At 53.1% G+C, this 15476-nt stretch carries 13 protein-coding genes; 8 read left to right on the forward strand and 5 right to left on the reverse strand.

The annotated features are described in order from the left end of the window. Window positions 1-209 precede the first annotated feature (209 nt). The 6 genes from ACFQ3W_RS09485 to ACFQ3W_RS09510 all read left to right on the forward strand — a co-directional run bounded on the left by ACFQ3W_RS09485 (window position 210) and on the right by ACFQ3W_RS09510 (window position 6849). On the forward strand, window positions 210-1097 hold the full coding sequence (locus ACFQ3W_RS09485) for a carbohydrate ABC transporter permease (RefSeq protein ID WP_379319062.1): 888 nt from the start codon (window positions 210-212) through the stop codon (window positions 1095-1097). Further along, a complete protein-coding gene (locus ACFQ3W_RS09490) occupies window positions 1097-1984 on the forward strand; it encodes a carbohydrate ABC transporter permease (protein ID WP_379318980.1) in 888 nt (295 codons plus the stop codon). The genes ACFQ3W_RS09485 and ACFQ3W_RS09490 overlap by 1 nt, the downstream gene beginning before the upstream one ends. Window positions 1985-2045: 61 nt before the next feature. Next, a complete protein-coding gene (locus tag ACFQ3W_RS09495) occupies window positions 2046-3434 on the forward strand; it encodes an ABC transporter substrate-binding protein (protein ID WP_379318981.1) in 1389 nt (462 codons plus the stop codon). Window positions 3435-3531: 97 nt separating this feature from the next. Then, window positions 3532-4524: a LacI family DNA-binding transcriptional regulator gene (locus ACFQ3W_RS09500; protein ID WP_379318982.1), complete on the forward strand. Its 993-nt coding sequence runs from the start codon at window positions 3532-3534 to the stop codon at window positions 4522-4524. Between the two features lie 6 nt (window positions 4525-4530). Then, window positions 4531-5526 carry an N-acetylglucosamine kinase gene (locus ACFQ3W_RS09505; protein WP_379318983.1) on the forward strand — a complete coding sequence of 332 codons (996 nt, stop codon included), beginning with the start codon at window positions 4531-4533 and terminating at the stop codon, window positions 5524-5526. A 6-nt stretch (window positions 5527-5532) separates the two neighbouring features. Beyond that, a complete protein-coding gene (locus ACFQ3W_RS09510; RefSeq protein WP_379318984.1) occupies window positions 5533-6849 on the forward strand; it encodes a 6-phospho-beta-glucosidase in 1317 nt (438 codons plus the stop codon). A gap of 511 nt (window positions 6850-7360) precedes the next feature. On the opposite strand, the gene ACFQ3W_RS09515 is transcribed toward ACFQ3W_RS09510, so the two are convergent. The 5 genes from ACFQ3W_RS09515 to yycF all read right to left on the reverse strand — a co-directional run bounded on the left by ACFQ3W_RS09515 (window position 7361) and on the right by yycF (window position 13071). Further along, entirely contained in the window at window positions 7361-8167 is an 807-nt protein-coding gene (locus ACFQ3W_RS09515) for an MBL fold metallo-hydrolase (RefSeq protein ID WP_379318985.1), read from the reverse strand. Between the two features lie 8 nt (window positions 8168-8175). Then, window positions 8176-8925 (reverse strand): two-component system regulatory protein YycI, encoded by a 750-nt coding sequence (gene yycI, locus ACFQ3W_RS09520; RefSeq protein WP_379319063.1) that lies wholly within the window; start codon window positions 8923-8925, stop codon window positions 8176-8178. 309 nt (window positions 8926-9234) lie between these two features. After that, entirely contained in the window at window positions 9235-10527 is a 1293-nt protein-coding gene (locus ACFQ3W_RS09525; RefSeq protein WP_379318986.1) for a YycH family regulatory protein, read from the reverse strand. Further along, window positions 10524-12356, reverse strand: coding sequence for a cell wall metabolism sensor histidine kinase WalK (walK, locus tag ACFQ3W_RS09530; protein WP_379318987.1), 1833 nt, complete (start codon window positions 12354-12356; stop codon window positions 10524-10526). The genes ACFQ3W_RS09525 and walK overlap by 4 nt, the downstream gene beginning before the upstream one ends. A 1-nt stretch (window position 12357) precedes the next feature. Then, the gene (gene yycF / locus ACFQ3W_RS09535) at window positions 12358-13071 is read right to left on the reverse strand and encodes a response regulator YycF (RefSeq protein WP_379318988.1); all 714 of its coding nucleotides are present in this window, start codon (window positions 13069-13071) and stop codon (window positions 12358-12360) included. Between the two features lie 287 nt (window positions 13072-13358). On the opposite strand from yycF, the gene ACFQ3W_RS09540 reads away from it, so the two are divergent. Then, window positions 13359-14045 (forward strand): response regulator transcription factor, encoded by a 687-nt coding sequence (locus ACFQ3W_RS09540; protein WP_379318989.1) that lies wholly within the window; start codon window positions 13359-13361, stop codon window positions 14043-14045. Further along, window positions 14042-15406 (forward strand): sensor histidine kinase, encoded by a 1365-nt coding sequence (locus tag ACFQ3W_RS09545; protein ID WP_379318990.1) that lies wholly within the window; start codon window positions 14042-14044, stop codon window positions 15404-15406. Before ACFQ3W_RS09540 ends, ACFQ3W_RS09545 begins: the two co-directional genes overlap by 4 nt. Window positions 15407-15476: the final 70 nt, after the last annotated feature.

Consider the following 15476-nt stretch of genomic DNA (forward strand, 5'->3'; position numbering starts at 1 on the left):
ATGTATCCTTACAGAAAGCGATTCCAAAGTGCAAAATAGGGGTTGATTATTTTGAAGTGATCTTCTATGATAGGGGTGTCAACAGAAGAAATTAAAGTGCTTTAACTTTTGTACCAAACTAGACCCATACATATGCACATTATCCACTCTATCTGTCCGCCAAAAGTTAAAGCGCTTAAACTTTTTAAAAGGGGGTTGGTGTATCTGTGATGCATCGTGAAGGCCGGCGGCAAACGCTCTACATGTACCTGTTCATCTCTCCGTGGCTTCTCGGATTTCTGGTTTTTGCTCTGTATCCGATTTTAGCTTCGCTTTATTACAGCTTTACGGACTATGACATTATCCACCCGCCTAAGTTTGTCGGGCTTGCCAACTACAACGAGATGCTTCACAACGACCTGTTCTGGAAGTCCGTCGAGGTGACGCTGAAATTTACATTCATCAGTGTCCCGATTCAGCTGCTGCTAGCGCTCGGATTTGCTTTGCTGCTAAACCAGAAGCTCCCACTCCGCGGGTTCTTCCGGACGGCGATGTATTTTCCGAGTATGGTGTCGGGTGTGGCCATGTCGCTCTTGTGGTACTGGATTTTCAATCCGCAAATCGGGCTGTTTAATTACATTTTGTCCTGGTTTGGCATTCATGGTCCGGCCTGGCTGATGGACCCGGATACCGCGCTGTATGCGTTAATCATCATGACCTTCTGGACCGCAGGCTCGGGCATGATTCTTTTCCTTGCTGGTCTGCAGGGGGTTCCCGCCAGTCTGGTTGAAGCCGCCAAGCTCGATGGGGCCGGTCGGTTCCGCATTTTCCTGAACGTCACGCTGCCGATGATTTCCCCAGTGCTGCTGTTCCAGCTCATTATGGGCATCATCGATTCGTTCCAGGTGTTTACGCAAGCTTTTGTCATGACGCAGGGCGGGCCTAACTACTCCACTTGGTTTTACGTGTATAACCTGTATACCAGCGCCTTTAAAGAATACCGCGCCGGTTATTCCTCGGCTCTCGCCTGGGTGCTGCTGATCGCCGTCATGCTTTGTACCGCTATCGTCATGAAGGTGTCCAAACGTTATGTTCACTATGAAGGAGGCGGGCGCTAATGAGCAGTCTTCCGGCCACAACCACCGGTTCTGCACCCGGCGCATCTAGATCCCGTCGCAAACCGGATGCGGTGAAGATCGTCAGTTTTATTACGCTGATTATTACCACTTTTCTTATGCTGCTGCCGCTGTTCTTCATGGTCTCCACATCGCTCAAATCGCACCGGGAAATGCTGAAGTTCCCCCCTACCTTTCTGCCGGAGGCCTGGAGCTTTAGCAACTATAAGGAAATTTTCGACACGCTGCAGTTTGCCACCCTATACAAAAACAGCTTGATCATTGCCATCGTTACCGTATTCGGCACCCTGCTCTCCTCGGCGCTTGTCGCCTACGGCTTCGCCAGATACAAGGGCAAAGGCAATAGCTTCTGGTTCATGCTCCTGCTGAGCACGATGATGCTGCCTTATCCGGCGATAATGGTTCCGCAGTTCGTGCTGTTCTCCAAGCTGCAGTGGATCGACACCTTCCTGCCGCTGATTGTGCCGTCCTTTTTCGGATCGGCATACAATATCTTTTTGCTGCGCCAGTTCTTCTCCACGCTGCCCGAGGAGCTGTTCGACGCCGGACGTATCGACGGCTGCAGCGAGGTGCGCATGTGGTACAAAATTGCCCTGCCACTTTCGGGTCCGGCACTCGCAACCGTTGCGATTTTTGCTTTCATATACAGCTGGAATGACCTGCTGACACCCGTGCTCTACTTAAGCTCTTCCGATCTGTTTACGCTCCCGGTCGGCATGGCCTCCCTCACCTCGTCGCGGTTCCGCATTCCGCCGTGGCATTTGCTGATGGTGGCGTCCGTGCTTGCGATGGTGCCGATCGTCACGCTGTTTGCCGTAGCTCAGAAGCAGTTCGTAGAAGGCATTGTACTTACAGGCATCAAGTCATAACCTGCCGCTAATCAGAAGCGGCCCAAAGTTCAATTTTTGAATTTAAGGAGGAAATGGCTTTATGAGAAAAAGCAGTAAAAAGCGAGGTTTTACCGCACTACTCAGTACGATCCTGTTGGTAGCAATGGTGATGTCCGGCTGCAGCGGCGGCAAATCGGCCGGCGATGTTGCCCCTGGCGCAGGTGGTAATAACGGCGGCGGAAAGTCCGAACAGGTCACGATCACGCACTACACCATTGATTCTCCCGACCGGACATTTATCGAGCAGTTAATCCCGGAATTTGAAAAAGCGCATCCGAACATTAAGGTTAAAGTGGAAAAAGCTCCTTACGAGCAGTTTGATAGCAAGCTGCAAACGCTCATCGCCGGCGGCAATTCGCCCGATGTGACGAGCCACTACGGCTATGGCGGTTTTGCCGAGTACTACAACAAAGGCATGCTGCTCGATTTAACCGACTTGATGAAGGAGGAAAACTTCAACGCCGCCGACTACAGCATTCCTGATCATCTGATGAACATTTACAAGGTCAAGGACAGAACGTACGGCATTCCGGTCAACATGTACGTGACGCTGATGCTGTACAACAAGGACATGTTCGACGCCGCCAAGCTTCCCTACCCGCCAAGCGATTATGAAGACAAGAGCTGGACATTCGACAAAATGGTCGAGAATGCGAAGAAGCTGACGGTCGTCTCCAAGGACATTGCCAAAACGCAATACGGCGTGGATTTTACTTGGGCCGAGCGCGATATGCGGCCGCTGTACTTTGGGGCGGAGCCATACTCTGAGGATACCTGGACGAACGGCGGCGTCCCTTCCGAAACGCACTTTGATTCGCCGGAAGTTATCGCAGCTTACAACAAGCTGTTTGACCTGGTGTTCAAGGATAAGGTGTCCCCGACCTCCGAATGGAGCAAAAGCGTAGCCGGTCAAAATGGCGACCCGTTCGTCGCAGGCAAAATCGGCATGTCTGTCGGCGGCTCCTGGAACCTGGCCGGCGCGAACGATTTTCCATTTAAGGTCGGCGTGGCTGCAGTGCCGTGGGGCGGCAACGACAAAGTCCGCAGCACGCTGTTCGTGGACCCGCTGATGATTTTGAAGGACTCCAAGCACCCGAAGGAAGCTTTTGAATGGATTAAATATTTGCTCACCGATGAGGTTCAGGAGAAATCGATTGATCTGAGCGGTGGCAATCCGCCGGTCAATACCAAAGCAGCCGAAGTGTATTACAAGCATTTTGAAGGCATCAATCCGGAGGATGTGAAGAAGGTATACGAGGGCGCAACGAAATACGGTTTTGAGTCCTATAACCACCTGATCACAAACTACTCGCAGATCAACGATATGTTCATTAACGAAATGCAGCCGATCGAGACAGGGCACAAAACGGTAGCGGAAGTCATGCCGACCATTCAGAAGAAGGTCACCGAAATTTTGCAGCGGAAGTAATCGAAAACTTCATATGTTTAGCGGACAGCACACCGTGCCTGATATACTTAGGAAAAGAAATTCAGGCGCGGAAAATCTGCCGCAAGGAGAAATTGAGATGAAGGTAAGCATTTTTGATGTAGCTAAAAAATCCGGGTTATCCGTCGTAACGGTCTCCCGGGTATTAAACGGCGCGGAAAGCGTACGCGAAAAAAATCGGCAAAAGGTGCTCGAGGCCATGAAAGAGCTCGATTATCGGCCGAATGCGGCAGCCCGCAGCCTCGCGCGGGGTAAGACGGGAATTATCGGCGTCATTGTGACGACGCTGCAGGATTCTTTTTTTGACGCGGTGGTGAAGGAACTGAATGAGGTGTTAGCCCTGCACGGTTATTATCTGGCTATCTCGGTTTCTACTGGCATCGGTTCTGATGAGAATCATTACTTGATTCAGGAGGATCGCGTGGACGGGCTGATTCTGCTCTCCCCGATCGAGGAGGACAATTTCATTGTAGAGCTGAAGCGTCGCTCCATCCCCTACGTGCTGATCGACAATCAGAAGCCGGAAAATGACGCCTACTCCGTCACCATCGACAACTATCACGGCGGATACGCAGCCACCAAGCACCTGCTGGACCTCGGGTACACCTCGCTCGCCCATCTTTGCGGACAAGAGATGTTCCGCAGTACGCGGGAGCGCCGGAGTGGATTTATGCAGGCTTTACAGGAAAAGGGGCTCGAGCCGTTTGAAATTGTGCACGGAGATTTTGGAATTGGGTTCGGGTACGACACATGTCAACGTTGGCTTCATGAAGGCAAGCTGCCTGACGCCGTATTCGCCGGTGACGACAATATTGCTCTAGGCGTCCTCAACGCCCTAATGGAAGCCGGCGTATCTGTACCGAAGCAGGTGGCTATCGTCGGTTATGACGATCACTATATCGCTTCGCAGCTCCGGCCTCCATTGACGACGGTCCGCCAGCCGGCCGACAAAATTGCGCTAGCCGCTGCGGATATGCTGCTCAAGCGCATCGACGGACGTATGAAACGCGGCTCCAGCCAGCGGTTTGATCCGGAGCTGATCATACGGGAAACTACCGCTAACAAGGAGTGACGACTATTGGCTTACTACATGGGGATCGACGCGGGCGGCACCAAAACCTATGCCCTGGTGACCGATGAATACGGCAATGTGCTCGGCAAAGGCCATAGCGGCAACGGAAATCACCAGATGGGTGTGGCCAGGGCCGAGGCTAGCATTCGCGAAGCGGCTTATATGGCTTTAGACGAGGCTGGACTCCGCATGGGGGACCTCCGTCACGCCTATTTGGGGCTTGCCGGAGCCGACCGCGAGGCGGATTACCGCATTCTCCATCCGCTGGTGCAGCGGGTTGGATTTACGTCATATACGATCAATTGCGATACGATGATCGGACTAAGAGCAGGCACAAACCGCCCCTATGGCGTGGCCTTGATTTGCGGCACCGGCACGAACGCCGCGGGGCGCAACCCGCAAGGCAAACATGTGCAAATCGGCGGTTTTGATTACATGTACGGGGATTTTGGCGGCGGTGGTGCGCTGAGCGTGGAGGTTTTTCGCTCTGTCGTTCGGGCCTGGGAGGGCCGGGAACAGCCAACCCTACTGACCGAAAAGTTGCTGAGACTGCTGGGATATGAACGAGTCGCCGACATGTACGAAGAGTTTCTGGACCTGGGCAAGCATGTGCCCGTCGATGCCGCGAGGCTGCTGTTCTCGGCGGCTGCGGAAAATGACGCGGTTGCGGTGGAAATTTTGCACAGGCAAGGCGTGGAATTGGGGAAATCTGCGGTTGCGGTCATTCGCAAGCTCGGAATGGAAACGGAGACGTTCGACGTCGTGCTCGCCGGCAGCTTGCTAACCCGCGGGGATCGCGGCTGGATTCGGGGGCCGATTGAGCAAGCAGTCCGGGCGATTGCGCCGGGTGCTTCGATCGTTACGTTAACTACCGAACCTGTGGTCGGCGCAGTTTGGGCTGCTTTAGAAGTAGATGGACTTGAGATAGATCAAGGAATTTATGCAAAAATGGTGAATTACCGTGAGTTTGCTGATATCAAGATAACGACAAGACAGGAGTGATTGATCTTGGCAGAACCTAAGCAAGGATTAAAGATCGCCGTGATCGGCGGTGGATCTTCTTATACACCGGAATTGGTAGAGGGCTTCATTCTTCACTATCATGAGCTGCCTGTTCGCGAGCTTTGGCTCGTCGATATTGAACCTGGGCTGCGCAAGCTGAACATCGTCGGCAGCCTGGCGCAACGCATGGTAGAAAAATCCGGGCTGCCGATCAAGGTTTATTTGACGACCGACCGCCGAAAAGCGATTGAAGGCGCCGATTTCGTGAGCACGCAAATACGGGTCGGCATGCTGGACGCCCGCGCCCGCGACGAGTCCATCCCGCCGAAATACGGCGTCATCGGACAGGAAACGACCGGCCCCGGCGGTATGATGAAGGCGCTGCGGACAATCCCGGTGCTGCTCGATATTTGCCGGGATATCGAGGAACTCGCTCCGAATGCCTGGATGCTGAATTTCACCAATCCGGCAGGCATGGTGACGGAAGCCGTACTGAAATACTCCAAGGTAAAAAGCATTGGCCTTTGCAATGCCCCCATCGGGCTACTTAAACAGGTATCATCCAAGTATGACGTTGCCCCGGACCGCATTTACGCGGAATTCGTCGGCCTCAATCACCTGCACTGGATTACGCGGATCGACGTTGAAGGCGAAGACAAGCTGGATGAGATGCTGGCGGACACAGCTGGCTATAGCGCCAAGAACGTACCGGCCAATGAATGGAATCCTGAATTTTTGCGCTCCCTGCACGCCTTGCCTTCCTATTACTTGAAGTACTATTACATGACCGATGCGATGCTCGAAGAGCAACTGGGTTCCCTGAAACAGGGCAAAAACCGCGCCGAGGTCGTCAAGCAAGTCGAAGAGGAACTGTTCGAGCTCTACGGCAATCCCGAGCTGAAGGAGAAGCCGAAGCAGCTTGAGCAGCGCGGCGGCGCCTATTACTCGGAGGCGGCGGTCAACCTGATGCGCTCGCTCTATAACGGGACGAACGACATCCAGACCCTGAATGTCGCCAACCGCGGCATCATCGATTTCCTGCCGGACGATGCCAGCATCGAGGTCAACTGCGTCGTAACCAAGAACGGTCCGCTCCCGCTGCCGCTCACGAAAGTACCGCCGATGGCCAAAGGACTCATTCATGCCGTGAAAACGTACGAGTCGCTCGCCATCGATGCTGCCGTCATCGGCGACCGTGACTTGGCTTTGCAAGCGATGGTCCACCACCCGCTCGTCCCTTCGGTAGACGTTGCGGTCCGCATGCTGGACGAAATGCTTGAAGCGAACAAGGCGTATCTGCCTAACTTTTTCCATAAGGCATAATTATATAGAAAGGACCCAGCAGTGATTTGAAACCCACCGCTAGGTCCTTTTTCTATGCCACATTGTATCTGCCGCAGGGCGACGCATAGCCTTGGCCTCGCTGCTCCAACAACTCGCACCTAGGCGCCTACCCCACCAGTCCTCCGCATCCAGACATCTATACCATTCATCCGCACCATACGGCAACTAAATGCAAAAAGTGCAGCTATTTTCCCGATTATTTGCAGTTTCCCGATTTTAATTGTAAAAAGTGCAGCTAAAAACAGCCCAGATCGTGTCTCCCCGCCTACTAGCCTCATTTAAATGTACTTTTTGCAGCTATTTTCTCTAAATCGCGGGTTGATCGGATTTTAAATGTACAAAATACAATTAATTGCTAAGGCCGGGGCTTCCGAGGCTTCCGGACCTACCGGTGCTTGTCAATGCTTAGCCAGTACTGCGGCTTTACCGGGGACTCACTACGCCCAACAGCATCCGCACCATAGCTGCGGACTACGCCCCGCCCGCGCAATTACCGCTCGCTCAGCACATCCCACGGAGTGGGCCGATCATAATACGTCTCGCAAAGCTTGAACTCGCTGTCCTTGTAGAAGCAACCGCGGTCCTCCATCGAACTGCGCACGGACATTTTAGCCAGATCGAGCATGTTGTGCTCCCGGCTGAGATGAGCCAGATACGTCCGCTTCAAGCGCCCGTTCAGCAGCTCGCTCATCAACTCGCCCGTCGCCTCATTGGACAAGTGACCCAAATCGCCGAGAATCCGCCGCTTGATGTTCCATGGATAACGGCCCATGCGCAGCATCTCGATGTCATGGTTCGCTTCAAGCACCAGCACGTCCGAATCGCAGATCGCTTCCTTGACCTTGTCGCTCGCATATCCGAGGTCTGTGCAAACGCTCAGCTTTTCTTTCCCATCGTAGAAGCAGTATCCTACCGGCTCCGCCGCATCATGTGATATCGCAAAAGATTCCACCCGCAGAGACCCGAAATCTCGCGTCTCCCCGGTCCCCAGCACCAGCCGATTCCCGTCTGGAATCGTGCCGACCGCCTTCTCCATGGCAGCCCAGGTATTCTCATTCGCATAGACTGGAATATTGTATTTCCGGGCCACTGCGCCAATCCCTTTAATATGATCGGAGTGTTCATGCGTCACCAGAATGCCGCTTATCTCCTGTGCGCTGACACCGCGCTCCATCAGCAGCTCATCGATCCGCTTGGCGCTGAGGCCCGCATCGATCATCAGCATGACTTCGCCGTTGGCGACAACCGTCGCATTCCCTGTCGAACCACTCGACAGCACTGAAAATCGCATTCCCATTTCTCCCTTTACTCCTTTGCTTTCTCTGTGTTCGGACTAATAACGTCGCCGTTAATCCCCTGTACATAATACTCCTTCCCGCTCTCCAGCATAAACCGCCAAGCCGGAGCGGCCGGCAGATGGGCGTCGGAATCAAACACTTCGCCGTAATAGCCCAGCTCAACCTCCGTAACGACGGAACCGACCGGCAGGAAATTCTCAATCAGGTTGCCCAGCGCCTTGGAGGCGGATAGCACCCGCTGAGGCTTCTCCTGCTGAAGTTGACTAACCTCGATCGCCTGGAGGCGGTAGGAAATAATCTTCTGATTGCTGTTGTACAGCCTAAGATCAATTTTAAAGAGCGGCCATTTCCCGTCGACCAGCGGGTGCAGAACGAATACGCTCGAACTGCTGGCCGCCTCGTCATAGCGGTAATTTCCGATGTCCGGCAGACTCGTTTTCAAGGCGCTGGCAAGATCGCGCGGTGCAAATATCAGCTTACTATCGACCGTTGTCTGCAGATTGATCATTTTGCCGCCTTGTTCCCCATTAACGATCCGGTAGGCGATCTTCGGCAGCTCCGGCGTGTCGCTTGGAATTTTGGCGAGCACCCGAATCTGTTTGTCATCCATCGCTTTTTGAATATTATTTTCGAGGGAGGCGATGTCTAAATTGGAGTCCACCTGCTCCCGCAAATCGTTCCAGAGCTGATAGCCGAGCACCAGGTTCAGCAGTAAAAAAGCATAGATCAGCACGTTTTTTACCCGTCCCCAATCCATCATCCCAACCTCCCTTCGAGATTTGACTTCACAACTCCGCTTCTCCTAAATAAGTCGAACTATTGATTGTGCGTATAGAGGCAGACGGGTGAAATGTTCTTACGATCGCTGTTGTTCCCGGATTTCTATGAATAAACTAAGTTCATACTATGGTAGAAATCCAGGAACAAAGGCGAACGCTTCGCTTCTTCAGAATCATTTCTCCTAGGTTCAATATTCTAAAATGTGTATGGTTTAGAATATTGAACCCTCTTGCCTTTGTTCCGCTCTTTCTTTAGTTCAACTTATATAGCTGGCATACAGCTACGGTCAATTCAGCACCCTTGTCGCCCCATTTTCGAGCTCGGCGATCCACATCGGTTTAAGCAAAATGCCTCCACGCACTTGGGTAGGCAGGTAGGCGGGATACAAATTGGCGATACCCGATTCCGCCTTCAGCCGCTTGATTTGCTCCCGCAGCTCCTTGCCGCCCGGCAGGGAAACTACTTCCTTCTTCCATGTGCCCCCTGATCCGTAAATCAGGGACCGCTCATACCCGGTAATCGTCCCCTGGCGCATTTCCAGCGTAATCATGCCGTAATGGAAGGTGGACAAATCTATCACCGGAAAAGCTCCGAACTGCCCCGTGCCAAAATATTGCTGAAAAGCAACCCGATGACGATCCTCATCCATCCCGTCGCTGCGGCTCAGCCGGTATTTCCCGTTCCAGCCGCCGTGCTGGTTGACGAAGTCAACGGCGGACAGCACGTTTTTGCTCGGACTGTTCTCCCCGGCTGAAGGCGCGGCCGGATCGGTATAATTGATCCAATTGCGGTCCTGCTTCACCTGGAGACTCCGCTTACTGTCCGTATAAATCTCCGAGCCGTCTTTTTCCCGAATATAACGAGTAATGCTTGGGTCAAAAAACAAGCTGCGCTGCATCTGTTCAATGGTGTAAACATCAATATTCAGGCCTGTTTCTACGATATCGATCGACTGTTCGGGAACGTAATACCCGTTCTCCAGCGTGTACGGCACCCAATCCTTGCCGAAGTCCACTTGCTGCTGCACGTCCTGCACTGTAAGGTCCGCTTTGGTCGCCTCGTAGACGACATCGCCTTGCGAGCTGAAGAAAAATACGCGCACCTGGTCCTGCGGCCCGGCATTGTAAATGAGCAGCCGGTTGACATTTTCCCCTTCAAACAGCGGATCCGGCTTAATCTGCATCACCTTTTGCAGCAAAGCCACCGGAACGCCACCGCCGAATTGCAGCTCGATCCCGATATGGTTGCTGCGAATGTCGGCCCAATCGATATTTTTGATGCTGTTGCGCTGAAATCCGTCAAACTGGCGGCCCTTCAGCCGTGAATATATCAAATTATAGAACGTCGAATCAGGGTAAAAAACCGTATGCCGCTCCTTGCCCAAATGAATCGCTATCTGCGCCGGGAAAAGCAGCTTATCGGCTTCCACGGTAGTCCCCATATTTTCCGTGCGGACATAATCGCTTTCCGTTTTGACGACAGGATCACTGCCCGGCAGCTGATAGATCAAAAAATAGCTTTGTACCAGACTGCATACGACCAGCAAGGCCAGTGTCAGCGATTTGATTCTCTCCTTCACATCGCCTCGCCTCCTTGGTTGGTCATCGGTATAGTAAATGTAACCTTCGTTCCTTTGCCAAATTCCGACTGCAGAGAGATGGTTCCGCCGTGTGCTTTAACAATTTCCCGGGCAATCGACAGGCCGAGGCCTGTCCCGCCCATATTCCGTGAACGCGCCTTATCTACGCGGTAAAATCTTTCGAAAATGCGGTCCAAATCCTTCTTCGGAATACCAATCCCGTTGTCCTGAACCGATATGGCAAGCTGTCCGTCCTCACTAATGCGTGCCTCAATAGAGATAGCTCCGCCCTCCGGTGTGTATTTCATCGCATTGGAAATAAGGTTGTCCAGCACCTGATCGATCTGATCCCGGTCAAGCCAAGCCGTCTCCACGCCACTTCCGATAAAAATTGTCGGTTTGATATCTTTCTCCCGCATTTGGAATGAAAAACGGTCCGCTACCTCCTCCAGCATCTCCATCACGCTGGTCGGCTGCTTGCGCAGCAGCGCTTCCTTGGAATCCAGCCGCGACAGGTGCAGCAAATCCGTCACGAGGCGAATCATCCGCTCGGTCTGGTTCTGAATGACAGAGGTGAACCGCGGCCCAAGCTCAGGGTCCTGCAGCGCTCCGTCCTCGAGCGCCTCCGTATAACTCTTGATCGTCGTCAACGGCGTCCGCAGCTCATGCGATACATTCGCTACGAATTCGCGGCGCGATGCCTCCAGCTTTTCCTGCTCCGTAACGTCCTGGAGAACGGCTATAGTTCCAATGATTCCGAATTCCCGCCGGTGAATCGGCGTAAACGTCACACGAATGAGAAACTCGTTGCCGTCCGGCGTGCCGTTTTTAATAATCATCGAGTGCATCATACCATGCTCCAGCACATCGCGCTCCTCCGGAGGCAAATGCAGCAGTGACATAATGTCTACACCTTCAACGTTTTCATGCCCGTCCTCCACTTGCAGCATCTCTCCGGCCCGCCGATTCATCAAAATAACCTTCCCGGTCTCATCCGTGGCAATGACCCCGTCGCTCATGTTCGTCAAAATGGAAGCGAGCTTCTCCTTTTCCTCCTCGTTTTGCGCGAGTGCGTCCCGCAACCGGCTTGTCATATAGTTAAACGCTTTGCTGAGCTGCCCGATTTCATCATTGCCGAGCATCGGCATCTTCTGCTGAAATTCCCCTTCCGCCACCGCCGTAGCCCGCCGCGTTAACTCCTTGATCGGAGACGTAATCGCATGGGCCAGAATGACGCCGAGTACCGCGGTTAGTGCGAGGGCCAGGAACATCCCGGAGATGAAAATATTGTTCACCCGTTCCATCGTGCTGTACAAATCGCTCATCGAAGCCGCGATGTAGATCGCGCCGACAATTTTGCCTCCGCTGATGACCGGTTTGGCTACAACCTTCTTGCGGACATTGTCCTCATCGATGATGTACTCCTCGTTGTCGCGGATGCCCTGCAGCGCCCGGCTGACCACGGTTTGCATGTTCTTGGTCCCTACATAGTCCGCATGCGAAGGCTTGGACGTCGTCAGCACCTTCCCGCTCGCATCCAGCACCTGAATCTCTGCACCGTTCATGTTAAACAGGTTGTTAACCAGCACGCGCAGGTTCTCCATCGATTCATCCGCCGATTCCCCGGTCGCACCCAGGTTCTGCGCCGCCAGTACGGATAGCAGCTCCGCCCGCTCCTGCAGCTCTTTAGTGAAGTTGCTGGTCAATGAGGTTTTCATGGCGCTGACAAAATAGACCCCGATCAATTGCATCGCGATCAGAATGAGCAGCACATAAATGATGATCAGCTTGACCTGGATCGTGCGAAAGAAGGAAGACAGCCGATTCATCCTAGAAGCCACCCGCCTTGGGACTCCGCATCATGTATCCGAGTCCCCTCCGTGTCAGTATATAATCCGGCTTGCTCGGATCATTTTCGATCTTTTCCCGCAGCCGCCGAATCGTCACATCGACCGTGCGCACGTCGCCGAAATATTCGAAGCCCCATACCGCCTGCAGCAGGTGCTCTCGGGTCATCACCTTTCCGGCGTTCTTCACCAAATAATGCACGAGCTCGAACTCCCGATGAGTCAAATCCAGAGGCTCGCCATTTTTGTAGACGGTATACATATCTGTATCTATGAACAACTCAAACAGGGTAATACCCTGTTTCACTTCCGTCCCTTCACTGGCAGTCGGCTTCTGTTGCCGACGCATTTGCGCCTTAACCCTTGCCAGCAGTTCCCTCGTGCTGAACGGCTTGGTGACATAATCGTCCGCGCCAAGCTCCAGCCCCAGCACCTTGTCGATCTCTCCGTCCTTAGCCGTCAGCATAATAATCGGAGTTTCCAGCTTCGCCCGAACCTCCCTGCATACATCCATGCCGTCTTTGCCTGGCAGCATGAGATCAAGCAATATCAAATCCGGCTGCTCGGAGAAGGCCAACTCGACTGCCGCAATCCCGTCAAAGGCCAGAATCACCTCGTAGCCCTCTTTTTCCAAATTGAATTTCAAAATATCTGCAATGGGCTTCTCATCATCCACCACTAGAATTTTTCCTTGCATGATTTCGACTCACCCCAACTATTCCGCCTTGGCCTATCTTTCTCTATCTTATCATACCTGAAGCCGGGTCATCTATCGATGGGTAACAATACCCGCAGGCTCAGGTACAGGGAAATGGAGGTAAGGTGGGAGAGCTATAGATTATGCCGATTTTGATTGGACCCGAGGGAAAATGTTGGATGGGTTTGGGGTTTGCTGTTAATCTATGTATGATGAGCTGGATAGCTTTAAAAAAGCATGTGCGACTATGTTATTTTGCGAGACTACTAAAGGAGGAACTCCAGCCTATGACCACGATGCTGATCGTAGACGATGATCCTAATATTCGTGAACTGATTTGTTTATATTTGTCCAAGGAAGGCTTTGAGACGATTCAGGCCGATCACGGCGCCGCCGCACTGGAATGGATGGAGCGCAAAGCGGTCGATTTGGTCGTGCTCGACATCATGATGCCGGTGATGGACGGGTGGGATTTGTGCCGTGAGCTGCGGCAATTGTACCCGGATACGCCCCTCCTGATGGTGACGGCCAAGGGCGAAACCGGGCAAAAGGTGAAAGGCTTTAACCTGGGGACAGATGACTATCTCGTCAAGCCGTTCGAGCCGATCGAACTGGTCGTTCGCGTCAAAGCGCTGCTCAAGCGCTACAGAATCGCCTCCTCCCAGAGCATTCGGCTCGGGAACGTGACGCTAAACCGCAGCACCTTTAAGGTGGTCCACGATGTGGAGGAGCTCACGATTCCTCCCAAGGAATTTGAGCTCTTGTTTAAGCTCGGCAGCTATCCGGGACAAATTTTTACCCGCGAGCAGCTGATCGAGCAAATTTGGGGACCGGATTACGAGGGGGACGACCGCACGGTCGACGTACATATCAAGCGGCTCCGGGAGCGCTTCGCCGCTAAGGCCGGCACGCTGCCCTCTTTTCGCATCGAAACCGTCTATGGTCTGGGCTACCGGCTGGTGGTGACCGCATGATCAAGTCGCTCTATGTGCGAATCGTCCTGATGTTCCTCGCTGCCATTATTGTGAGCTTGGTTGCCTCCGCGATGATTACCGGATACATATACGAGAAGTCCGTACAGGAGCAAACCGAGAAGTACCTGGTCACCCTGGGGCAAAGCCTGATCCGGGTTATGGAGCGAACCGGCTTCAACGACCGGGCCTTGGTCATGAGCGATATCAAAGATTTGATCGATACCGTCAGCGTGGAAATTTACGATGAGAACCTGAACCTGGAAACGTATGGAGCCAAACCGATAGCCTCAATAGATGAGGAAAGGATCAGACGGGCACTGAAGGGAGAGGTCATTCATGGTAGCCTGGGTCATGGCGATGTGTTCGCCGGGTTAAGCTTCAAACATCAGGGGCATACCTATGCCCTGTTCCTCCAGCCCAACTCGTCCAATGAGCCGATGTATCCGACGGAGAGCATTATCCTCACGATGATCGGGATCGTTATGGTCGGGGGAAGCCTGTTTTTTATCGTCGAGGCTGCCTTCCTCATCTCTCCGCTGCGTAAAATGACGGAAGCGACCCGGCGCATGGCCAAAGGGGATTTCAATGCCAACTTGAAAGTGCGCCGCAAAGATGAACTGGGAGTGCTGGTGAGAAGCTTTGATGAAATGAGGCAGCAGCTCCAGCAAATCGAGCAGATGCGCCAAGACTTTGTGTCCAATGTGTCGCATGAGATCCAATCTCCGCTAACGTCTATCCGTGGGTTCGCCAGAGCGCTGAAGGAAGACGGGGCTGTGGACCCTAAAGATCGGGAGCGGTACCTCGATATCATCATTGCGGAGAGCGAGCGTATGTCCAGAATGAGCGATAACCTGCTAAAGCTGGCATCGCTGGAGTCGGAGCATCATCCCTTCCATCCCGAAACGTTCCGGATCGACGAGCAAATCAGGCAGACGGCCGTCGCATTTGAGCCGCAGTGGTCGGCAAAGAGCCTGATCGTTGATTTGCAGCTCCCCATCGTAAAAATAACCGGTGATCGCGACCAGCTCGGTCAAGTCTGGACCAATCTGCTTGGAAACAGCATTCGCTTTACACCTGACGGCGGCCAAATCACGATTTCGATTCACCAGGAGGTGGATCACGTGGTCGTAAAGTTCCAGGATACGGGAATCGGCATTTCCGCTGAGGATCAGAGCCATATCTTTGAAAGATTTTATAAAGCCGACCGATCCCGCAGCCGAATACAGGGCGGAAACGGATTAGGCCTGGCCATCGTCAAAAGAATTGTCGACCTGCACCATGGGAATATCGCGATTTGCAGCGAGGTCGGCCGCGGGACGGAAATCACCGTAACCCTCCCCTATCACAGCTTCAAGCCGTAAGCTCCCTCTTATACATTCATATTGAGTTCACATTTATTCGGTAGTCTCTCCTTCAGATAGGAGGATTGCC

Origin of the sequence: Paenibacillus puldeungensis, from assembly GCF_042678945.1 — a bacterium.
Taxonomy (GTDB): domain Bacteria; phylum Bacillota; class Bacilli; order Paenibacillales; family Paenibacillaceae; genus Fontibacillus; species Fontibacillus puldeungensis.

Coding starts and splice junctions, on each gene's coding strand:
- ACFQ3W_RS09485 (WP_379319062.1), top strand. CDS start 210: ATGCATCGTGAAGGCCGGCGGCAAACGCTCTACATGTACCTGTTCATC.
- ACFQ3W_RS09490 (WP_379318980.1), top strand. CDS start 1,097: ATGAGCAGTCTTCCGGCCACAACCACCGGTTCTGCACCCGGCGCATCT.
- ACFQ3W_RS09495 (WP_379318981.1), top strand. CDS start 2,046: ATGAGAAAAAGCAGTAAAAAGCGAGGTTTTACCGCACTACTCAGTACG.
- ACFQ3W_RS09500 (WP_379318982.1), top strand. CDS start 3,532: ATGAAGGTAAGCATTTTTGATGTAGCTAAAAAATCCGGGTTATCCGTC.
- ACFQ3W_RS09515 (WP_379318985.1), bottom strand. CDS start 8,167: ATGGGAATGCGATTTTCAGTGCTGTCGAGTGGTTCGACAGGGAATGCG.
- yycI (WP_379319063.1), bottom strand. CDS start 8,925: ATGGATTGGGGACGGGTAAAAAACGTGCTGATCTATGCTTTTTTACTG.
- walK (WP_379318987.1), bottom strand. CDS start 12,356: ATGAATCGGCTGTCTTCCTTCTTTCGCACGATCCAGGTCAAGCTGATC.
- yycF (WP_379318988.1), bottom strand. CDS start 13,071: ATGCAAGGAAAAATTCTAGTGGTGGATGATGAGAAGCCCATTGCAGAT.
- ACFQ3W_RS09540 (WP_379318989.1), top strand. CDS start 13,359: ATGACCACGATGCTGATCGTAGACGATGATCCTAATATTCGTGAACTG.
- ACFQ3W_RS09545 (WP_379318990.1), top strand. CDS start 14,042: ATGATCAAGTCGCTCTATGTGCGAATCGTCCTGATGTTCCTCGCTGCC.